Below are 20,932 nucleotides of genomic sequence, written 5' to 3'. Positions count from 1 at the left end.
TTTCGTTCACACAGGCTTGGGATCAGTGGCCCAGCTCGCGGGACGGCACCAGTCCACTCGCCCGCCAGGCGGGATAGAGGGTCGCCACCAGGCTCATCAGAATGGCGGCACTGGTCACGATCACCAGATCCTGCATATGCAGCTCGGTGGGCAGGAAGTCGATGAAGTAGATGTCGGGGTTGAGGAAACGATGGCCGATCACGCTCTCGATGACCCTCATGATCTGGGTCAGCTTGCTGGAGAGCAGGCCGCCAAGCAGTGCCCCCAGCAAGGCCCCCGCCACCCCATTGACCATGCCCTGAATCACGAAGGTGAGCCGGATCTGACCGGGACTGGCCCCCATGGTCTTCAGGATGGCGATTTCGCTGCGCTTCTCGTTCACCGCCATCACCAGGGTGGAGACGATATTGAAGCAGGCCACCGCCACTACCATCAGCATCACCACATACATGACGGTGCGCACCATCTGGATGTCCTGATAGAGGTAACCCTGGCTGTTCATCCAGCTGCGAATGTAGACGTGGTAGGGGAACTGCTGGGCGGCGGCCACCGTGATGGACTGCGCCTTGAGCACGTCGCTCACCCGCAGGCTGAACCCCTCCACGCCGCTCCCCATGTCGGTGATGGCCTGGGCATCTTCCAGATGCATGAAACCGAGCAGGCCATCGAGCTGGCCGCCGATTTCAAGCAGTCCCACCACCGTCAGGGCTTCCCGTCTGGGATTCTTGATGCCCGCATCATCCCCGCCCTGGGGCAACAGCAGGGCGACCGAGTCACCAATGTTAACCCCCAGCTTGTCGGCGATGGTCTTGCCGAGAATGACCCCTCGCTCGCCGGGCTGCAGATCGCGAAGGCCTCGTCCCGTCATGTATTTGCCCGCATCCGACAAATTGGCCTCAAGCTCCGGCAGCACGGCGCGCAGTTGCACCCCTTTAAGGGCAGTGCCGTGCTCCAGCAGGCCGTTCATGCGGATCACCGGTGCCGCAGCCTCGACGCCTGGCTGAGCCAGCAGGTAATCGCGCAGACGGGGCCAGTCCGGCAACGGCCGCTCGACGGCATCCAGCTCCCCCTGCGGCACCACGGAGAGCACCCGGTTCTTGAGCTCGCGCTCGAAACCGTTCATGGCCGAGAGCCCCAGGATCAGCGCCATCACCCCGAGGGCGATGCCGATGAGAGACGAGGCCGAAATAAAGGCGATAAACCCGTTGCGACGACGGGAGCGACTGTAGCGCAGGCCCAGAAAGAGGGGCAGCGGTTTGAACATCAGGCAACCTCCGCCATCACGCCGCTCACCAGGGTCACCCGGCGATGGAGTTTGGCCGCCAGGCTCAAATCGTGGGTCACCACCACAAACGCGGTGCCAAGCTCGCGGTTCAGCTCGCAGAGCAACTCATAAACGGCGGTGGCACTGGCGTGATCCAGGTTGCCGGTGGGCTCGTCCGCCAACACCAGACTCGGTTCGTTGACCAGGGCGCGGGCTATGGCCACCCGCTGGCGCTCGCCGCCGGAGAGCTCGGAGGGGCGATGGTGCAGACGGTGGGAGAGCCCCACCCGACCCAGCATGCGGGTCGCTTTTTCGGTGGCCACCGCCACCGACTCGCCGGCGATGAGCAGCGGCATGGCGGCATTTTCCAGCGCGCTGAATTCGGAGAGCAGGTGGTGGAACTGATAGACGAACCCCAGCTCGCGGTTGCGAAATCTCGCCTGGGTACGGCTGTCCCAGCGGTGGATATCCTCCCCCTTGAACAGCACGGCGCCGCTGGAGGGGTTGTCGAGCGCTCCCATCAAATGCAGCAAGGTGGTCTTGCCCGACCCCGAGCTGCCCACCACCGCCAGCATCTCGCCGGGGGCAACACAGAGATCAATCCCTTTGAGGACCTGGGTCTCCAGCTCGCCCTCTTTATAGACATGGTTGAGGGCCTGGCAACGCAGCAGAGGCTCACAGGACAGGGCTTCATTCATAAACGGGGCTCCACTTACACCAGTGACCACACCGGCAATCACAATAGAAGATGAATCATTCATAACGCAGCGCCTCGGCCGGCTTCACTCTGGCCGCACGGGCTGCAGGATAGAGGGTGGCGCTGAAACTGAGCAGTACAGCCCCAAGCAAAATAGTGATGACCTGGGCAGGCTCCACGATCACCGGCAGGCCACTGCCGCCCGCCGCCATATAGAGGTTGAGCCCGAGGGCATTGAGCAGCGGGTTGAGTCCCAGGGTCAGGGCCAATCCAGCCAGCGCGCCAAACAGGGCGCCGATCACCCCGCTGGAGGCGCCAAGCACCATGAAGATCTTGACTATCCCTGTCTCGCTCATGCCCATGGTGCGCAAAATGGCCACCTCCCCTTCCTTGTCGGTGACCACCATCACCAGGGCGGAGAGGATGTTGAAGGTGGCGACCGCGATGATCAGCACCAGCATCAGCCCCATCATCCGTTTTTCCATAGCTACCGCCTGGAACAGCTCGCCCCGCTCACGGCGCCAATCCTGCCACTGCAGACCGTCGGGCAGCGGGGTCTTGATCACCTGATCGGCAGCGAAAGGATCATCGAGCCAGAGGCGAATGCCACCGACCGTTTCTATCGGCAGCCGCAACAGGCGCTGGGCATCCCCCAGCGCGATCAGGGCGATCTGGTTGTCCACGTCGGCCCCGACCCCGAAGATACCGGAGACGGTGAAGAGGCGCTGGGCCGGGACACGACCGAACGGGGTGAAGCGGGTTCCCTCGGTCAGGATCAGGCGAACCTGGTCCCCGATGGAGACGTTGAGGCGACGAGCCACCCCCTGCCCCAGCACGATCCGGTATTGACCGGCCTGCAGGGTATCGAGGCGCCCCCCCAGCATCTGACTGTGGAGGATATCCCCCTTGGGCCAGCGGGCGGGATCGATCCCCTGCACGCTCACCCCGGTCAACTGGCCGGGGCTTTGCAGCATCCCCTCGCTGTCGAGCATGGGGGCCGTGGCCACCACATGGGGCAGCTTGGCGAGATCCGGTAGGCCCTGGGGCGCTGCATCGATGCGGCCGGCCTGATTGGTCACCACCACGTGAGGGATCACCCCGAGGATGCGCCCCTTGAGCTGGCCTTCGAATCCGTTCATCACCGAAATGACCACCATCAGAGCCGCGACTCCGATGGCGATGCCAAAGGTGGAAAACAGGGAGATAAATGAGACGAAGCGGTTGCTGCGCTTCGAGCCCGCATAGCGCAGGCCGATGGCCAGCGAAAGGGGCTGAAAAAGTCCGGTCTTCAAGGATATGTACGTTGCCAACAAAATAAGATACCGGATAATAAAGGGAAACCGTCTATGACAACAAGGGATAGCCTCCATGCAGGAACAGTTCTTCAGCGTCACTCATGCCACGCCGGTCAATGTGATCCCCATGCCGGCCGACTTTCAGCTGCCTTCACTGGAGGAGCTGGACGCTGAGCTGCCGGAGCCCTTTCGGATCGCCTCGGCCATCACCTCCATCGATCTGGTGACCACCCGCTTGCTGCGCAACCAGAATGATTCGATGCACGACCTCCTCGAGATCGTCAATCAGCAATCCCGCAAGATCGACATGATCATGAGCTATGTCCTCTCCTTGCAGGATCATCCCGAGCAGCGCTTCCACACCCTGCGTTTCGGTGCCGGCCAACTCACCTATCTGCACCCCTACCACGGCCATGGCGATGTCCCTCAGCCACACCAGATAGTGCGCCTCAAGATCTTCTTGCGCGACGAGGCTGCCGCCATCTACTGCTATGGCCAGGTCAAGCAGGTCGAGGGGGGCGAGCACGGCAATCACGTGGTGCTCGACTATGTGCGGATCCGTGAAGATGACCGTGAGCTGCTGGTACGCGCCAGCCTGCATGTGCAATCAAAACAACTCAAGCTGCGCGCTCAGGAGCGTCAGCGTTAACCACAACGAACGTCAGCGCTAACAACCGCCAACGTTAAAAGAATCGAATGATGCCAATGACTCTCCCCGCCTTGCCCGCCAAAGCGGGCCAAAAAATCACGCTTGGCCAGCTGGTCGGCAGCAGCCTCTCGCTGTTCGCCGCCCGCATCACGGGGGCGGCAGACCGTCCCGTCCTGCTGGTCACCGCCGATACCCCGAGCGCCCTGCGCCTCGAACAGGAACTGCAATACCTGCTGGCAGATGAGGGATGTCCCGTGCTGCTGTTTCCCGACTGGGAAACCCTGCCCTACGACACCTTCTCTCCCCATCAGGACATCATTTCCCAGCGCCTCGAGACCCTCTACAAGCTGCCGCAGATGAGCAAAGGGGTGCTGATCGTGCCCATCTCGACCCTGATGCTGCGCTGCGCCCCCCGCGCCTATCTCGACAAGTACAGCCTGATGGTGACAAGCGGCCAGCGCCTCAACCTGCAGCAGCTGCGCGGACGTCTTGCCGAGGCGGGCTACGTGGCGGTGGATCAGGTGCTGGAACACGGCGAGTTTGCCGCCCGCGGCTCCTTGCTCGATCTCTTCCCCATGGGCAGCAACACCCCCTATCGCATCGACTTTTTCGATGACGAGGTGGACTCCATCCGCCCGTTTGATCCCGAGACCCAGCGCTCCAGCGAGCCGGTCAAATCGGTCAGCCTGTTGCCGGCCCGAGAGTTCCCCACCGACGAGAGCGCCATCGAGCTCTTTCGCGGCCACTATCGCGAACAGTTCGAGATCTCCCGCGCCGAGGGCTCCGTCTATCAGGAGGTGAGCAAAGGACGCTGGCCGGCCGGCATCGAATACTATCTGCCGCTCTTTTTCCAGGAAACCGCCAGCCTGTTCGATTACCTGCCCCAGAGCACCTTGCTGCTCACCGTGGGAGATATTTACCCCGCCGCCCAGCGCTTCTGGAACGACATCGGCCAGCGTTATGAGGAGCGACGCTGGGACAACACCCGGCCCCTGTTGCCCCCCCAGCAGATCTATCTGCCGGTGGAGCAGCTGTTCGCCGAGCTGGGGCAATATGGCGCGGTGCGGCTGCAGGAGGCCGCCACCGGCGGGGAAGCCGGCCAGCGGGATCTGCCCATCGCCCCCCTGCCCGACCTGCAACTCGATCACAGCAAGGAGCAGCCCCTGCTGGCGCTCAGCCAGTTCCTGCAAGGGTTTGCCGGGCGCACCCTGTTTGCGGTGGAGTCCGAGGGACGGCGTGAGATGCTGGGGGACTTGCTGGCCCGCATCAATACGCAGCCCAAAGAGTTTGCGTCTCTGGATGCCTTCGTGGCGAGCCGGGAGCGCCACGGCCTGCTGGTGGCCCCACTCGAGCGTGGCTTCCTGCTCAACGAAGCTGGCCAGGAAGAGCTGGCCCTTATCACCGAGAGCGAGCTGCTGGGCGGCAAGGTGCGCAGCAAACGGGCGCGGGAGAAGAACAAGAATTTAAGCTCGGATGCGGTGATCCGAAACCTGGGCGAGCTGACCCAGGGCCAACCGGTGGTGCATCTTGATCACGGTGTCGGCCGCTATCTGGGGCTGGAGACCATCGATGCCGGCGGCCTGCCCACCGAGTTTTTGACCCTGGAGTACGCCGGCGGCGACAAGCTGTTCGTGCCGGTCACCAGCCTGCACCTTATCAGCCGTTATACCGGATCGGATAACCCGCCCAGCCACAAGCTGGGTGGCGAGGCCTGGAGCAAGGCTCGGCGCAAGGCCGCCGAGAAGGTGCGCGACGTCGCCGCCGAGCTGCTCGACGTCTATGCCCATCGCGCCGTGCGCGCCGGTTTTGCCTTCAAGCACGACAAGGAGGCCTACCGCCAGTTTGCCGCTGGCTTCCCGTTCGAGGAGACCGAGGATCAGCTCAATGCCATCAATGCGGTGCTTGGTGACATGTGCCAGGCCAAGAGCATGGACAGGCTGGTGTGCGGCGACGTGGGCTTTGGCAAGACAGAGGTGGCAATGCGAGCCGCCTTTGTCGCCGTGCACGGTGGCAAACAGGTGGCGGTGCTGGTGCCCACCACTCTCTTGGCCCAGCAGCACTACGACAACTTCCGCGATCGCTTCGCCAACTGGCCGGTGCGGGTGGAGGTGCTGAGCCGCTTTCGCTCCGCCAAGGAGCAAAACGCCGTCATGAAGGAGCTGGCCGAGGGCAAGGTGGACATCATCATCGGCACCCACAAGCTGCTGGGCTCCGATCTCACCTTCAAGGATCTGGGGCTGCTCATCGTCGACGAGGAGCACAGATTCGGGGTGCGCCAGAAGGAGAAGATCAAGGCGCTGCGCGCGGACGTGGATATCCTCACCCTCACCGCGACCCCCATTCCGCGCACCCTCAACATGGCGATGTCCGGCATGCGGGATCTCTCCATCATCGCCACTCCGCCCGCCAAGCGCCTCGCCATCAAGACCTTCGTGCGCCAGCACGAGCCGGCGGTGGTGCGTGAGGCTGTGCTGCGGGAGTTAAAACGCGGCGGCCAGGTCTACTACCTGCACAACGACGTGGAGAGCATCGAGATGTGTGCGGCGGATCTCGCCGAGCTGGTGCCGGAGGCGCGCATCGGCATCGCCCACGGCCAGATGCGCGAGCGCGAGCTCGAGCGGATCATGTCGGATTTCTACCACCAGCGCTTCAACCTGCTGGTGTGCACCACCATTATCGAGACCGGCATCGACGTGCCGAGCGCCAACACCATCATCATGGACAGGGCCGACCATCTGGGGCTTGCCCAGTTGCACCAGCTGCGCGGCCGGGTCGGGCGTTCCCACCACCAGGCTTATGCCTATCTGCTCACCCCCCATCCCAAGCTGATGACCAAGGATGCGGCCAAGCGGCTCGAAGCCATCGCGTCTCTTGAAGATCTCGGCGCCGGCTTTGCCCTGGCCACCCACGATCTGGAGATCCGCGGCGCCGGCGAGCTCTTGGGGGACGATCAGAGCGGCCAGATCGAATCAGTGGGCTTTACCCTCTACATGGAGATGCTGGAGCAGGCGGTCGAGGCACTGAAAAATGGCAAGGAGCCGTCCCTCGAGCAACTGATGAGCCAGCACACCGAGGTAGAGTTGCGCCTGCCTGCGCTGTTGCCGGACGACTACATCCCGGACGTCAACATGCGCCTCTCCATGTACAAGCGCATCGCCAGCGCGGCGGACGAACAGGAGCTGCGGGAGTTGAAGGTGGAGCTCATCGACCGCTTTGGCCTGTTGCCGGAGGCGACCAAAACCCTGATGGAGCTGGCCGCCTTCCGCCAGCGCGCCACCGCCCTTGGCATTCGCCGGGTGGAGATGAGCGAGCGCGGCGGTTATCTCGACTTCACCCAGGAGACCCGAGTCAACCCGACCTATCTGGTCAAGCTCCTCTCCGAGCAACCACGCATCTACAAGATGGATGGACCGACCCGGCTGCGCTTCCAGGTGCCGACCCAGGATCGCGCCATGCGTCTCAAGCTGGTGGACGGCCTGCTGGCGGATCTCGCCAGCCACAGCCAGTAACCTGACCACTCGGCCAATAAAAACGGGAGCCCTTGCGGCTCCCGTTTTTATTATCTGCAGTTTGCTGCGCTTTGCCTCGCATCAGCCCTGATTGGCAGGATCTTCGTGGGCGGAAAACTCCCGCATGAAGGCCTCGGCCCGCTCAACCATCTTGGTGGACCCGACGAAATAAGGGGTGCGCTGGTGCAGCTCGGTAGGCTTGATGTCCATGATCCGGCCAAAACCGTCGGAGGCCTTGCCACCGGCCTGCTCCACCAGAAACGCCATGGGGTTGCACTCATAGAGCAGGCGCAGCTTGCCGTTCGGAGAGTTGGTGCCGGACGGATAGATGTAGATGCCGCCCTTGAGCAGGTTGCGATGAAAATCGGAAACCAGGGAACCGATATAGCGGGAGGTGTAGGGTCTGTGGGTCGCCTCGTCCCGTTCCTGGCAATATTTGAGGTACTTCTTCACCCCGTCCGGGAACTTGATGTAGTTGCCCTCGTTGATGGAGTAGATCTTGCCTTCCTGCGGAATGCGAATGTTCTCGTGGGAGAGGCAGAAGCAACCGATGGAAGGATCATAGGTAAAACCGTTGACGCCAAAGCCGGTGGTGTAGACCAGCATGGTGGAAGAGCCGTAGACCACGTAACCGGCAGCAACCTGACGGTTGCCCGGCTGCAGGAAATCTTCCAGGGTCACCGGGCCGCCCTGCGGGCTGACACGACGGTAGATGGAGAAGATGGTCCCGACCGAGACGTTGACATCGATGTTGGAAGAGCCGTCGAGCGGGTCGATCAGCACCACATATTTGGAGTTCCTGGAGAGCGGCGAATCGAAGGCGACGAAGTCCTCTTCTTCTTCCGACGCCATACCGCACACCTCGCCACGGGCTTCGAGGGCCGCCTTGAAGCGCTCGTTGGCATACACGTCCAGCTTCTGCTGTACCTCGCCCTGCACGTTTTCGGAACCCACGGAGCCAATGATATCCGCCAGCCCCGCCTTGTTGATCTCCCGGTTCACCACCTTGGCCGCCAGGCGGATGGAGCTGAGCAATGACGTCAGCTCGCCGGTTGCGGTTGGGTAATCCGCCTGCTTTTTGACGATGAACTCGCCCATGGTGATCATGTTTCGCATTGTTGGTCCTTTAAGGTCGTTCCCGTTGGCGTTGAAAACGTTTGCAAAGATCAGAAAAAAAGAAGCCGATCCTCGGCCGTGTTGTTTTGTAACCTAATGTAACGTCTGTTTTTTGTTTTTGCAGCGAATTAAGCGGGCTATTAAAACGCCAGAACTTGACAGGAAGTAGTGTCGCAAGTGCGAAAAAGCCAGGTCAACTGACCAATTTCGGCCTCTTAATTCGTGATAGAAAACCGTCAGTGTGCGTGCCACAGGCGCGATAAAGCAGGGCTCTTTTGACTCACTCCCATCATGGTGCCTCGTATCGGCCTGCCTCTTGAGATCCCGTCTTCAATCCCGCACACTGGCTGCGCTTTGGAAGCAAAAAAACATAAGGATATTCAATGAAAAGGACTCTCATTGCCGGCATGGTTGCCGGTCTGTTCACCCTGGCGGTCCAGCCTGTGCTGGCTGCACACGTCCCGGTCGGCACCAAACTGCTGCCCGATGCCCAGCAGATCTACGTGACCAATATCGGTACCGAACCCACCACCATAGATCCCCAACTGGTGGAAGAGAGTGCGGGCAGTGCCATCGTCAACGATCTGTTCGAGGGGCTCTACACCCTGGATGGCGACGGTAAACCCCAGCCTGCGGGTGCGCTCGGCTACGAGCTCGACAGCACGGGGACTGTCTACACCTTCAAGCTAAGGCCCGAGGCCAAGTGGTCAAACGGCGAGCCCGTCACCGCGGCCGACTATGTCTATGGCTGGCAACGGGCGGCGGATCCCAAGACCGCCTCCAACTACGCCTGGTTTATCGAGCTGACCGGTGTCACCAACGCCAGCGAAGTGATCCAGGGCAAGAAGACGCCGGACGCCCTGGGGATCAAGGCCCTGGATCCCCATACCCTGCAAATTACCCTGAAAAATCCGGTTCCTTTCTTCCTGAAGACCCTCTCCCACTACACCACCTTCCCGGCTCCCAGGGCCACCATCGACAAATATGGCAAGGAGTGGGTCAAACCGGGCAATATCGTCTCCAACGGCGCCTTCGTGCTCAAGGAGTGGACCCCCAACGAGCGCCTGACCGCCGAGCGCAATCCCCACTACTGGGACAACCAGCACACTGTCCTTAACAAGGTGATCTATCTGGAGATCGTCTCGGAGACCGCCGCCTACAACCGCTATCGCACCGGCGAGCTGCACTACACCACCTACCCGCTGGAGCAGTACAAGCACATCAAGAGCCAGAGCCCGGAGGAGCTGGTCAACGTCCCGATCCTCGCGACCTATTACTATGTGTTCAATACCCAGCGCAAACCGTTTGATAACCCCAAAGTACGCAAGGCGCTGTCCCTTGCCATCGATCGGGAGACCATCACCGACAAGATCCTGGGTCAGGGCCAGCTGCCGGCTTTTAGCCTGACGCCCCCCATCGTCGATGGCTTCGAGCTGAAAAAACCGGCCAGCGAGCTGATGAGCAAGGAAGAGCGGATCAAGCAGGCCAAAACACTGTTGACCGAAGCGGGTTATGGACCGGACAAACCGCTGGAGGTGGATATCCTCTACAACACCAACGAGGGCCACAAAAAGATTGCCCTGGCCATCTCCTCCATGTGGAAACACAACCTGGGGGTCACGGCCAAGCTCAACAACATGGAGTGGAAGACCATGGTGTCGGTGCTCAATGAGGGGGATTTCGGGGTCAGCCGCTATTCGTGGAACGGGGATTACAACGATGCCTCAACCTTCCTCGACATCATGACGTCCAGCAGCAGTGCCAATAGCGGCAAGTGGGTCAACAAGGAGTATGACGCCCTGCTGGCCAAGGCGCACGACTCACAGGATGGCGCCGAGCGTAACCGTCTCTATCAGCAGGCAGAAGCCCTGATCGAGGCAGAGGCCCCCTTGGCGCCCGTCTACTTCTACGTCAAATCCCGGCTGCTCAAGCCGTTCGTCAAGGGCTACCCCTACCAGAACCCGCAAGATATCGTCTACAGCAAGGATATCTACCTGGTAGCCCAGTAATCTCTCTTCTGACAAAAACGCCTGCAGCTGTGCAGGCGTTCCTTTTTTAGTCTGTGTTTGCCCTGGCGCTCAATCTTCCTGACAGGCCGCCATAGCCAGAGGAGCACGTCGCCTCAACACCACGGGTTTGAGCAACAATTGCGCCAGCAAGACACCGAGCAGGGTGAGACCACCGCCGATCAGGTGATAACTGGTCAGGTGTTCCCCCAGCAGAGTGATGGCAAGCCCCGCGGTCATCACGGGCAACAGGTTCATGAAGATGGCGGTACGGCTGGCCCCCAGCAGGGAGATCCCCTGCATCCAGAGCCAGGGCGAGAGTGCCGAAGTGGGGATACCGGCGTAGAGAATGAGCCACAGGGCTTGACTGTCCGGCCACTGGCCATCCACCAGCAGATAGAAAGGCGTCAGGAGCGCCACGCTGCAGAGCACCTGGCCGTAAAGCATGGACCAGTTGTCGAGTCCCAGATCCCACTTCTTCAGCAGCACGCTGTAAAGGGCATAAGTGCCCGCCGAGAGCAACATATAGAGGGAGCCGATATGGATGCCCTGGGTAAACAGCCGGGCAGGATCCCCGTGTCCCAGCAGGATCGCCAGGCCCAGGAGGGAGAGCACTCCCCCCAGCACCGCGCCCCAGGTTGGACGCTCGCGCAGCAGCCAGATGCTGAGCAATACGGTGAGCAAGGGGGTCAGTCCCATCATCAGGCCGATCTCGGTGGCCCCCAGGGTCTGCGCTGCGTAGTAGCCGAAGGTCTGGTTGAGCACCATGCCAAGCAGAGCCAACGTCGCCAGTTGCAACCAACCGGCGCGCAGGCGGTCCCGGACACGCCACACCCGACGCGCCAGAAAAGGCGTCAAAATGCAGGCGGCCACCACCCAGCGGGACCAGGCAAGTGCAGCCGGCGAGAGCACGCCAACCGCCAGTTTGCTGACAATGCCATTGCCAGCCCAGATGGCAATGCAGGAGAACGGAAATACAAAGGCAAGGGGCATCACAATATCCAGAAATGGCAGGATGGAGATGATAAGTCGGGTGTGGAGTATAGGGTGCAACAAGGGATAAGCAAGGCCCGAAAACGAACATGCCCGCAGGAGTGCGGGCATGGGATCACAGAAACCTATTCAGAAGCGGGTCACGCCGCATCCATGTGGAGTCTGGAGATGAGCTCGTTGACTTCAGTCACCGTCTGGCGATGGGGAATGTCAGCCTGGCTCGGCATCAATAACAACCCCGACTGGAAATCAAACCGCCCCCGACCATGGATGTAAATCCGACCTTTAAAGAAGGTTTTAACGTGCTTTGCCACCATCAGTGGCAGGTACTTCTTGAACACTCTCATCGTTTGCAACCTCTTGCAGTTGTATCCGTATGACAGCAGCTTCTGCGAAATAATTCCGTTAACTAACTATAAAAATCCGGAAAAATCGCTTCTCTCTTCCCTAAAAATTCATTCGTTAATTATTTGTTAACTTTTAGCGTATTGTATGCGGCCCTTCGAGCCAGAGCAAGTTTCCTTTGCCCTCGTGCCATTCGATGCAGGCAATGCCCGAAGTGGCGAACATGGGCGCCCCCGCGGCCGGACAAAGACTCTGCACCAGATACCCCACCAGCGGCAGGTGGCTGACCAGCAAGATTTGCTCATGCTGTTCGGCCAGCGCGGTCAGGTAGCTGGCGACGAAAGCGGGATCCCCGTAGGGGGTGATATCGCCACTCTCTTCCACCACCTTGGCGTCTGGTAATTCACTGCATATGGTCTGCCAAGTTTGACGAGCACGCAGGTAGTTGCTGTGGATCACCCGATCGAACGGACCGGCCAGCTGAGGCGACAACCAACGAGCCATCTGAAGTGACTCTTCGATCCCCTGCTCGGTCAATGGACGCTGTTCATCTGTTTTCGCATTCATGCCAGCCTGGCCATGACGCATGATATAGATCTTCATTACTACCTCGCCCAACGGGCCTGTTTTAATAGCCGGAGGATCTTACCCCGCCGTGCCGGGGGAAACAATTGCGCGACCTCTCAGAAAAGGGTTTGCCTGACGGGATAGCGAGGTCGATAATCATGTTTAAATTCAAATAAATCCTACAAGAGTCGACCCCAATGAGCCCATATGCCAGTCCCAACGACCACCGGCAATACCACTATCTGGAGCTGGAAAACCGGCTCAGGGTCTTGTTGATTTGCGATCCCGAAACCGACAAATCGGCGGCATCGCTGGCGGTCAACACCGGTCATTTTGACGATCCGGTGGACCGGCAGGGGATGGCTCACTTCCTCGAACACATGCTGTTCCTTGGCACCTGTACCTACCCAAGACCCGGTGAGTACCAGCAGTTCATGAGCCGTCACGGCGGCAGCAACAACGCCTGGACCGGCACCGAGTTCACCAACTTCTTCTTCGAGATCGACAACGGTTTCTTTGAAGCCGGGCTGGATCGCTTCTCCCAGTTTTTCATCTGCCCCACCTTCGATCCCGAGTGGGTGGACAAGGAGCGCAACGCGGTCGACTCCGAATACCGGCTCAAGCTGCAAGACGATATCAGGCGCAGCTATCAGGTGCACAAGGAGACGGTCAACCAGGCGCACCCCTTCTCCAAATTTTCGGTGGGCAACCTGGATACCCTGGCCGATCTGCCCGGCCGGGATCTGCGATCCGACCTTATCCAGTTCTACGAAAGCCATTACAGTGCAGATCGTATGGCCCTGGTCATGATGTCGCCCGAATCCATCGACACCCAACTGGCCTGGTGCCGTCGCTATTTCGCTCCCATTTTGAATCGCAATCTGGGAACACCGACTCTGGAGGCTTCCCTCTACCGGCTCGACGATCTGGGGATCCGCATCCGCATCAAGCCAGTCAAGGAGATGCGCAAACTGGCGCTCACCTTCCCTTTGCCCAATGTGGACGAGTTCTACGACAAAAAGCCCCTCACCTTCCTGAGCCACCTCATCGGTTATGAGGGGGATGGCAGCCTGCTCTCCCTGCTCAAGGGCAAGGGCTGGGTCAATCAGCTATCCGCCGGCGGTGGCATCAGTGGCGCCAACTTCAAGGATTTCGGGGTCAACTTCGGCCTGACACCTCTCGGGCTGGCCCATGTGGACGAGATAGTCGCCGCCCTGTTTGGCTACCTCAAGCTGATCGCCCGGGAGGGGCTGGAGGCCTGGCGTTACGACGAGAAGCGCACTGTGCTCGAATCGGCGTTTCGCTTTCAGGAGCGAGGCCGGGCGCTCGATACCGTCTCCGGGCTGGTGTTGAACCTGTTCAGCTATGCCCCGGAGGATCTGCTCTACGGCGATTACATGATGCGCGAGTATGACGAGGGGCTGATCCGCCGTCTGCTGGCCAAGCTCACCCCCCACAATCTGCGCATCACCATCACGGCGCCGGAGCAGTCCACCGATCGGCTGGCCCGCTGGTACCAGACCCCTTACAGCGTCACCACCATTACGGAATCAGAAAAAGTGCACTGGCAGCAGAGCGAGCCGGATCCGGCCCTCGCCCTGCCCAAACCAAACCCCTTTATCACAGAGCGGCTCGATCCCCGCACGCCCGAACTTGCCGCCGACATGCCGGCCTGCCTCATCGATCGGCCGGGTTTTCGCCTCTGGCACCTCCATGAGCACCAGTTCAGTGTGCCCAAGGGCAACATCTATATCTCCATCGACAGCGAACATGCAGTGAAAAACCCGCGCAACATCGCCATGGCGCGTCTGGCGGTAGAGCTGCTCACGGATCATCTCAACGCCCTCACCTACCCGGCGGAGCTGGCGGGGCTCGGTTATCAGATTTATGCCCATCAGGGGGGCTTTACCATCAACCTGAGCGGCTTTGCCGACAAGCAGCCCCTGCTGCTCGACATGATCCTCGGCAACCGCACCCTGGGGTACCCGGATCCGCGCCGCTTTGCCGAGATAAAAGAGCAGCTCATCCGCAACTGGGAGAACCAGTCCAAGGCGCGCCCCATCTCCCAGCTGTTCAACCAGCTCACCAGCTTGCTGCAGCCCAACAACCCGCCGTTCGAGCAGCTGCTGCGCCATCTGCGCACGGTGGAGCTCACCGAGATGCCGGATTTCGTGGCCCGGCTGTTTGGCGAAGTCCATGTGGAGACCCTGGTACACGGTGACTGGACTGCGGCCGAAGCCTTGGCGCTGGCAGCGCTGCTGGAACGCCACCTGGCGCCCCACAGCCAGCCCGGCAGCGAGACCCGCCGCCCGCTTATCTCCATCCAGGACAGGGGCACCCTCATTCGCGAGCAGGGGTGCGAACACGAAGACTCGGCGCTGCTGGTTTACTACCAGTCCCGCACCACCCGGGCGCAGGATCTCGCCTGCTTTACCCTGGCCAACCACATCATGTCCTCCACCTTCTTCCACGAGCTGCGCACCCGCCAGCAGCTGGGCTACGTGGTGGGCGCCGGCAACCTGCCCCTCAACCGTCATCCCGGCCTCATCTTCTATATCCAGTCGCCGGTGGCGGGGCCGCAGATCCTGCTCGATGCGGTGGAGGAGTTTATCGATCTCTTCCCGCTCGCCATGCTCGAACTCACCGAGCAGCAGTGGCAGGACAGCAAGGCGGGGCTGCAGGCCCAACTCAGCGAGCGAGATGCCAATCTGCGCAGTCGTGGCCAGCGGCTCTGGGTCAGCATCGGCAACAAGGATCTCGGCTTTGATCAGCGGGAGCGGGTCTGTCAGGAGGTGGGAAGGTTAAGCCGCGCCGATCTGGTGCGTTTTATCACCCAGTTGCGCTCTCGTACCTCGGATCGACTGATCCTCTGCAGCTATGGCCAGGGGCACGAGCATGATGAGCGCATCACGGGCCAGTTCATCGACGACCCCAAGGCATTTCGCCTCAATGCCGCCACCTTCGAGGCCTGAGCAGGCCTCCTCCCCCACCTACAGATAAAATATCGCGGGCAATAAAAAGCCGACCCATCAGGGTCGGCTGGAAAAACCATAACAATTGCGACCAAAGCCGCCAAAAGTGAACATGAGCGTGAAAATCAGACACTGAGTTGATGGTCGGCAAGCGGAATCAACCTCGGCTCGCCTTGCAATGCCAACAGTGATTGAGAAACAGCCTCATATTAGGCACTCACCCTCATGCTCACGTTGATCTACATCAAAGGAGGTATCAAAGAGTCCAACTCAGTCTCCCTTGTTGGCACACATCCCCTCTTTTTTACCCTCAATCGCGACGGATCAACCGGTAAGCCACCTCATCGAAGTAAGAAAGCTGGCCACTGAGCACCCGCGGGTGATCAAGCTCGGCGGCCCGCCCCAGCACCTCCACCCTGAATTCCCGCTCAAAGAGGGAGCGCACTTCCAGCTCCCCCACCGAGAAGGGCGGCTGTACCTGCTGCTCGGGTTGATACTCCAAGGTCACCAGCAGGATCTGGCCCCCTGCCTCCACCAGACGACTCATCAGGGCCGCATATTGGCGGCGCATGGCCGTCGGCAGGGCGATCAGCGCCGCCCTGTCATAGACCAGCCGATAACGGCGACCGAGCTCCGGAGCGGCGAAAAAATCCCCCTGATAGATGCGCAGGGTATCGTGCTGATGGCAGTGATAGGGTCCCACCTCACTCACCGTTTCGGATAGCCCGTTTTCACTGAAAAACTGGCCGATGGCGAGCTCCGAGAGTTCGAAACCATCGACCGGATGCCCCTGCCCCTTGAGCCAGAGCATGTCGCGGGACTTGCCGCACAAAGGAACCAGCACGGGTTCATCCGGTTGCTGGGCCGACCACCAGGATTGCAGCCAGCGGTTGAAATCTGCCTGATGAAAGCCAATCCGGTTCTCTTCCCAACGTTGATGCCAAAACGCAGCTTCCATCCTCATTACCCTTGTTACTTAAAGATGCTTCAATATCACAACTTAACCGGCGCGGTGCAAGCCCTGGCAAGGTTGCCCCCCTTTTTGCCTGATAGCCGGCCGCCAAACAAAAAGAGGCAACAAGGCCTCTTTTTCAACGTTTTCATGATGTTTGGCAGCGCCGGAATGCAAACCCGGGAGAAGATGACAAGCACAGCACCTGGGGCGATATTCCCGTCGGCGCAGCGCTTATCCTCTCGCCTTTTCCCGTTAGAGCTCGATCTCATCCAGCACGGTACAAATGTGGGCAAAATCCGGCCTGACCTGGGGCTGTTCTGCCAGACAGGCGGCCTTGAGGCGATGCAAGGAGGCGAGCCCCGCCTCATCGGCCTCGCAGCGCGCGAGCAGCTCTTCGAGCAGGCAACCGAAGGCCCGCACCTCGAGCCGCTCCAGCCCGAAGGCCCGCGTCTGATCAGCTCGCTCATAAAAAGAGGCCGCGCCAAAATCGGAGAGCAACACCCGCACCTCCCCACATGGCGCAGCGGCATAAAGCATATTGTGGCCATAGAGGTCCCCGTGCATGATGCCGGCGCCGTGCAGATGGCGCGCCACCGAGGCAATCCCCCGCACCAGTGCCATCATCCCGGGCAAGGTAAAGCGCAAGTCAGCGGCATAGATATCGCGAGTACAGGATTCCAGGCTCGGCGGCCCCGCCAGATTGGCAAACGCGGGATCTATCAGCCCCATTACCAGCGCCGGAATGCCGGAGGGGTGATCCGCCACCCGCCCCACCACCTCGACCAGGTTGGGATGATTGCCAGCCGCCAGGGATGCCGTCATCTCGCAGCGCGGCAAACCATCGCTGGTCACGGCCCCCTTGAAGAGCTTGACCGCCACCGCCTGACGCTCGCCCCCGTTCCAGCTCGCACCATGGATGACGCCGGAGGCGCCCTGCCCCAATGGCTCACCCAGCGCCAGCTCATGCCAGCGGATATCTGCCACCTGCGCACTCGCCGCCATGCGCGACTCCAGCGCATCGCTAAAGGGGTTACCGGAATAGGCGAGCCAGGTGAGGCGCGGTAGCGACAGCAGCCATTCGGGAAACGCCTCGAGCTGGTTGGCTGCGATACGCAGCAGCTCCAGACGGCGGCAGTTGGCAAGGGTCTCGGGGAGCGCAGTAAGGCGATTGCCCGCCAGCATCAGCTTTTGCAGGCCGTCGCACTGGCCCAGCTCATCGGGCAGGCTTTCAATTGCGTTGTCGGTCAGGATCAGCCAGCGCAAACTCGCCGGCAGCGATTTGGCCGACACGCGAGCAATCCGGTTGGCCTTGAAGCCCACCATGGTGAGCGCCGGGCAGCGCCCAAGCACCTCGGGCAACTCGGTAAAGCGGTTCTCTGAGCAGAAAATGATGCGCAGCTTGCTGAACCCGGCCAGCTCGTCCGGAAGTGTACTTAGCTGGTTGCCGGTGAGATCCAGCACCTCCAGCGTCTCTTTCAGGCTCAGGATCTCGGGTGGGAAAACCGCGAGGTTTTCAGAGATTTTCAGATGGCGAGCGCCGCTTAAGGCTCCTGAGCGCAGCTGTTCCAGAGTATGCATAACCGTTTCTCAATCCTGGTGATCTGTCTGATGGCGCAACGCGGCCATCAGAGCGCGCCGAACCCGGGTCCGGCGATTTTAAAGGGGGGCATTATAAAGAATTCGGGACGCAGATCGCCCCTTTTGTTGCCTTGGCAAGGTATGGCGCTCAGCAACACCACCCCAGCGGATTGACGAAGTGTATGGAGATGGTATTCACCTGACAGTTGCCCACAAAAGGGAGTGGTCATACGGCTTCAAACCGGATAACAAAACGGTACCCCTACCGTGTTATCCGGAGTCACCGTATGACCACCAACGAGAAAGTAGCACGTCGCAAACTCAGCCTGCTAGAGCTCGCCAAAGAGCTCAATAACGTCAGCAAAGCCTGCAAGCTCATCGGCTACAGCCGCCAGCAGTTCTACGAAATTCGCCGTAATTACCAGACCTATGGCGCCGAGGGGTTACTCGACAAATTGCCCGGTTGTAAAGGGGCTCATCCCAACCGGGTTGCGCCCGAGATTGAACAGGCCATCCTCGATTACTCCCTCACCAGACCAACCCATGGCCCGCTGCGTGTCGCACAAGAACTGGCTCTGCAAGGTATCAACGTCAGTGCCGGTGGGGCGTGTGGCAACGGCACGACTTGCTCTCCAAGCACGACCGCTTGTTACGCCTCGAGAAAACCCACCGGGAGCAGACCATTGAGCTCAACGACGAGCAAATTCGCCTGTTAGAACGCTTCAGCCCCGAGTTTCGCGAACGCCAGATTGAGGTCCACTACACCGGAGAACTGGTGGCGGTCGACACCTTCTTCGTCGGCGCGCTCAAGGGGGTGGGCAAGGTGTATCTGCAAACCGTGCTGGACTGCTACAGTCGCCACGCCTGGGGACGGCTCTACACCAGCAAGCTGCCGGTGACTTCGGTCCATGTACTCAACGAAACGGTGCTGCCGTTTTTCGAGGCCCACGAGGCACAGGTCTATACCATCCTGTCGGACAATGGGCGCAAGTTCTGCGGGCGCCCTGACCATCATCCCTACGAGCTGTTCCTGCAACTGGAGGGGATTGAGCACCGGACCACCAAGGTACGCAGGCCACAGAGCAACGGCTTTATCGAACGGCTGCATCGAACCTTGTTGGATGAACACTTCCGTATCAAAGGGAGGACAACCTGGTATGAGTCGGTGGAGCAGATACAGACAGACCTGGATCGCTATCTGGATCACTACAACAACCAGCGACCACATCAGGGCAGGATGATGGAGGGTCAGACCCCCTACAGCATGTTCAAAAAGGGTCTGAAATTGATACCGAAGGAAGTGCGCACTAAAGTAGCGTAAACAAGACACCGGTTTGAGGCCGGTGTCAGGTGATAACTAGATCTGTACACCCCGAGTGTAGCGGTCACCAGGAGCTGGGGAAGTCATGACTTGCTGGCTGATTTGGGAAACAACGCCGTGTCATATGATAACTAGATCTGTACAATCTATGCTCTATATAAACACCGAGCTAAATACATACCAACCGCCAATACCTACTATAATAAGACAAACTATAGCACCAGCTAATGGAGCTTCATTAGAAAGATCCATACGCACTTGCAATATCAGCTCATCTGCTTGTTCTTGGGATAGAGTGTCCACCCCTGTTGGTATCATGTTATGCAGAACCTCCCTTTTCTTTGTCGTCAACATTGACAAATCAGTATCTATATATGAGCGGACTACATTTATAGATTCTCCACTATGGAGCGGAGTATGACAATCACGAATCGCTTTTACTTGCTTCTTCAATTTTGGCACCTCTGCAAGCAGAGTCATGAATACTAAAAGGAAGAGCAATGAAAATGCAGCAACTACATATACCCAAAAACTAATGTTACCACTTACTTTAACCTGATCTTCGACCTGAACAACCTGCAACTCCTTAACATTTTTAATCCTTGATGAAGCTAAAAAAACTGGATTACTAGCATCTGTCAATACACTGAACTTTATGTAATCACCCGGATTTAAAAGCTCAAACTTCAGAGTTATTAATGACCCTGCATTTGAAATTACTGCGTCATTATTATTTGGGTATGTTTCATTTATTTCAACCTCAAGGATTCTCCCCCCTTTCAATTCTAACTTAGGGTCAGAAATTAGGTCACTAGCGGTTATTGCAGTTCTTCCTGTATTCTTTAATTCGAAACTAGATTTAGATAGCGTATTTATCTTTTGATCATCATAAAGAATTGTTAGGTTTTCAACATCAGTTTTTTTCTCCACTATTGTTACTGTATGTGCCGTGGTCAAAGTAATCTCAGCTGAAGAACTCCACCAATCCCATATTATAGGTGCTAATACACCAATTATCGCCACAATTAAACCTATAAGAGTTAAAGATATTCCATTTTTGTTATCTGCCATATTCTCCGATCCTATTTTCTATTTAATAGTGATTAGATGGAAGGTAGTACTTGTCCAATAGCAGAGCCTTTCATATAACTCAGCACTACCTCTATAACCACCATAAAAAACTCATTTCAAATCATAACACTATCAAATCGTCACTGGTATCAGACCGCATTCACTTATATTCACAGCGGTCCCACTGACATTCAGCTTGCTCTTTAGATTCCCGAATAACAGCCAAGCTACCGCCCGGAAGCCATCAGTTTGCTGCCAGTGACCAAGCGGTGTATCTGGCCTGACTCATAGGTGACTCCAAAGAGGCCATATCCAGACGGCTATCCTAGCGAGCATGAGAGACAAGAAAAAGCGGAAGGTGAGCATTTCCCAAGCCAGATCAAGAAATTACCTCATCTTGGGGGGCACATCAGCAACTCGTATCACCCTCTTGCATCAAGATGGGGTATCCAAGCAGCGGGTAGCCGGCTCCATTGCCCGCGCGGCTCCTGACGGACAGGGCTTGCTCCCCCTCCCCTGCCCGAAGAAACAACAGCCTGCCGCCCTGTGTGGACGCGATGGATGACACTCTGCCGATCGACTCGGGCACTCACC

At 59.0% G+C, this 20,932-nt stretch carries 14 protein-coding genes and 1 pseudogene; 5 read left to right on the top strand and 10 right to left on the bottom strand.

Annotated elements, in window-relative coordinates:
* Positions 1-22 precede the first annotated feature (22 nt).
* Genes lolE through I6L37_RS14455 form a run of 3 tightly spaced genes read right to left on the bottom strand, consistent with a single transcriptional unit; the run spans position 23 to position 3,253 of the window.
* Positions 23-1,264 carry a lipoprotein-releasing ABC transporter permease subunit LolE gene (lolE, locus tag I6L37_RS14465; RefSeq protein WP_216992204.1) on the bottom strand — a complete coding sequence of 414 codons (1,242 nt, stop codon included), beginning with the start codon at positions 1,262-1,264 and terminating at the stop codon, positions 23-25.
* On the bottom strand, positions 1,264-1,962 hold the full coding sequence (lolD, locus tag I6L37_RS14460; RefSeq protein WP_042029164.1) for a lipoprotein-releasing ABC transporter ATP-binding protein LolD: 699 nt from the start codon (positions 1,960-1,962) through the stop codon (positions 1,264-1,266). Before lolD ends, lolE begins: the two co-directional genes overlap by 1 nt.
* 55 nt (positions 1,963-2,017) lie before the next feature.
* The gene (locus tag I6L37_RS14455; RefSeq protein ID WP_216992203.1) at positions 2,018-3,253 is read right to left on the bottom strand and encodes a lipoprotein-releasing ABC transporter permease subunit; all 1,236 of its coding nucleotides are present in this window, start codon (positions 3,251-3,253) and stop codon (positions 2,018-2,020) included.
* Between the two features lie 76 nt (positions 3,254-3,329).
* Between I6L37_RS14455 and I6L37_RS14450 the strand changes: the two genes are divergently transcribed.
* Positions 3,330-3,905, top strand: coding sequence for a PilZ domain-containing protein (locus I6L37_RS14450; protein WP_026458638.1), 576 nt, complete (start codon positions 3,330-3,332; stop codon positions 3,903-3,905).
* A 47-nt stretch (positions 3,906-3,952) separates the two neighbouring features.
* On the top strand, positions 3,953-7,414 hold the full coding sequence (gene mfd, locus I6L37_RS14445) for a transcription-repair coupling factor (RefSeq protein WP_216992202.1): 3,462 nt from the start codon (positions 3,953-3,955) through the stop codon (positions 7,412-7,414).
* Between the two features lie 81 nt (positions 7,415-7,495).
* On the opposite strand, the gene fbp is transcribed toward mfd, so the two are convergent.
* Positions 7,496-8,530: a class 1 fructose-bisphosphatase gene (gene fbp, locus I6L37_RS14440; protein WP_061477330.1), complete on the bottom strand. Its 1,035-nt coding sequence runs from the start codon at positions 8,528-8,530 to the stop codon at positions 7,496-7,498.
* A gap of 383 nt (positions 8,531-8,913) precedes the next feature.
* Between fbp and I6L37_RS14435 the strand changes: the two genes are divergently transcribed.
* A complete protein-coding gene (locus I6L37_RS14435; protein ID WP_216992201.1) occupies positions 8,914-10,539 on the top strand; it encodes a peptide ABC transporter substrate-binding protein in 1,626 nt (541 codons plus the stop codon).
* 69 nt (positions 10,540-10,608) lie between these two features.
* Here the strand turns inward: I6L37_RS14435 and I6L37_RS14430 are convergent, their stop codons facing one another.
* The 3 genes from I6L37_RS14430 to sixA form a co-directional block, all read right to left on the bottom strand.
* Positions 10,609-11,529 carry a DMT family transporter gene (locus I6L37_RS14430; RefSeq protein ID WP_216992200.1) on the bottom strand — a complete coding sequence of 307 codons (921 nt, stop codon included), beginning with the start codon at positions 11,527-11,529 and terminating at the stop codon, positions 10,609-10,611.
* Positions 11,530-11,669: 140 nt separating this feature from the next.
* On the bottom strand, positions 11,670-11,876 hold the full coding sequence (locus tag I6L37_RS14425; protein WP_026457339.1) for a DUF1107 domain-containing protein: 207 nt from the start codon (positions 11,874-11,876) through the stop codon (positions 11,670-11,672).
* A gap of 133 nt (positions 11,877-12,009) precedes the next feature.
* Positions 12,010-12,477, bottom strand: a complete 468-nt coding sequence (gene sixA, locus I6L37_RS14420) for a phosphohistidine phosphatase SixA (protein ID WP_216992199.1) — start codon at positions 12,475-12,477, stop codon at positions 12,010-12,012.
* A gap of 161 nt (positions 12,478-12,638) precedes the next feature.
* Here sixA and I6L37_RS14415 point away from each other — a divergent pair, with 161 nt between their 5' ends.
* Positions 12,639-15,413, top strand: coding sequence for an insulinase family protein (locus I6L37_RS14415; RefSeq protein ID WP_216992198.1), 2,775 nt, complete (start codon positions 12,639-12,641; stop codon positions 15,411-15,413).
* A 310-nt stretch (positions 15,414-15,723) separates the two neighbouring features.
* Here I6L37_RS14415 and I6L37_RS14410 read toward each other — a convergent pair whose 3' ends face one another.
* Together I6L37_RS14410 and I6L37_RS14405 are read right to left on the bottom strand one after the other, a co-directional pair.
* Entirely contained in the window at positions 15,724-16,371 is a 648-nt protein-coding gene (locus I6L37_RS14410) for a thiopurine S-methyltransferase (RefSeq protein WP_216992197.1), read from the bottom strand.
* A 249-nt stretch (positions 16,372-16,620) separates the two neighbouring features.
* Positions 16,621-17,946, bottom strand: a complete 1,326-nt coding sequence (locus I6L37_RS14405) for a leucine-rich repeat-containing protein kinase family protein (protein ID WP_216992196.1) — start codon at positions 17,944-17,946, stop codon at positions 16,621-16,623.
* A gap of 287 nt (positions 17,947-18,233) precedes the next feature.
* Between I6L37_RS14405 and I6L37_RS14400 the strand changes: the two are divergent.
* Positions 18,234-19,267: pseudogene (locus tag I6L37_RS14400) on the top strand (IS481 family transposase).
* 153 nt (positions 19,268-19,420) lie between these two features.
* Here I6L37_RS14400 and I6L37_RS14395 read toward each other — a convergent pair.
* On the bottom strand, positions 19,421-20,338 hold the full coding sequence (locus tag I6L37_RS14395; protein WP_216992195.1) for a hypothetical protein: 918 nt from the start codon (positions 20,336-20,338) through the stop codon (positions 19,421-19,423).
* Between the last annotated feature and the right edge of the window lie 594 nt (positions 20,339-20,932).

The sequence above is a fragment of the Aeromonas sp. FDAARGOS 1407 genome (assembly GCF_019048725.1).
GTDB lineage: Bacteria > Pseudomonadota > Gammaproteobacteria > Enterobacterales > Aeromonadaceae > Aeromonas > Aeromonas enteropelogenes.
The sequence above is the reverse complement of the archived record's forward strand: the minus strand, read 5'-3'. Positions and strand labels throughout refer to the sequence as shown.

Bases quoted from the DNA above. Each gene is read 5' to 3' on its own strand.
- lolE (WP_216992204.1), bottom strand. From the start codon at position 1,264: ATGTTCAAACCGCTGCCCCTCTTTCTGGGCCTGCGCTACAGTCGCTCC.
- lolD (WP_042029164.1), bottom strand. From the start codon at position 1,962: ATGAATGAAGCCCTGTCCTGTGAGCCTCTGCTGCGTTGCCAGGCCCTC.
- I6L37_RS14450 (WP_026458638.1), top strand. From the start codon at position 3,330: ATGCAGGAACAGTTCTTCAGCGTCACTCATGCCACGCCGGTCAATGTG.
- mfd (WP_216992202.1), top strand. From the start codon at position 3,953: ATGATGCCAATGACTCTCCCCGCCTTGCCCGCCAAAGCGGGCCAAAAA.
- fbp (WP_061477330.1), bottom strand. From the start codon at position 8,530: ATGCGAAACATGATCACCATGGGCGAGTTCATCGTCAAAAAGCAGGCG.
- I6L37_RS14435 (WP_216992201.1), top strand. From the start codon at position 8,914: ATGAAAAGGACTCTCATTGCCGGCATGGTTGCCGGTCTGTTCACCCTG.
- I6L37_RS14430 (WP_216992200.1), bottom strand. From the start codon at position 11,529: ATGCCCCTTGCCTTTGTATTTCCGTTCTCCTGCATTGCCATCTGGGCT.
- I6L37_RS14425 (WP_026457339.1), bottom strand. From the start codon at position 11,876: ATGAGAGTGTTCAAGAAGTACCTGCCACTGATGGTGGCAAAGCACGTT.
- sixA (WP_216992199.1), bottom strand. From the start codon at position 12,477: ATGAAGATCTATATCATGCGTCATGGCCAGGCTGGCATGAATGCGAAA.
- I6L37_RS14415 (WP_216992198.1), top strand. From the start codon at position 12,639: ATGAGCCCATATGCCAGTCCCAACGACCACCGGCAATACCACTATCTG.
- I6L37_RS14410 (WP_216992197.1), bottom strand. From the start codon at position 16,371: ATGGAAGCTGCGTTTTGGCATCAACGTTGGGAAGAGAACCGGATTGGC.
- I6L37_RS14405 (WP_216992196.1), bottom strand. From the start codon at position 17,946: ATGCATACTCTGGAACAGCTGCGCTCAGGAGCCTTAAGCGGCGCTCGC.
- I6L37_RS14395 (WP_216992195.1), bottom strand. From the start codon at position 20,338: ATGGCAGATAACAAAAATGGAATATCTTTAACTCTTATAGGTTTAATT.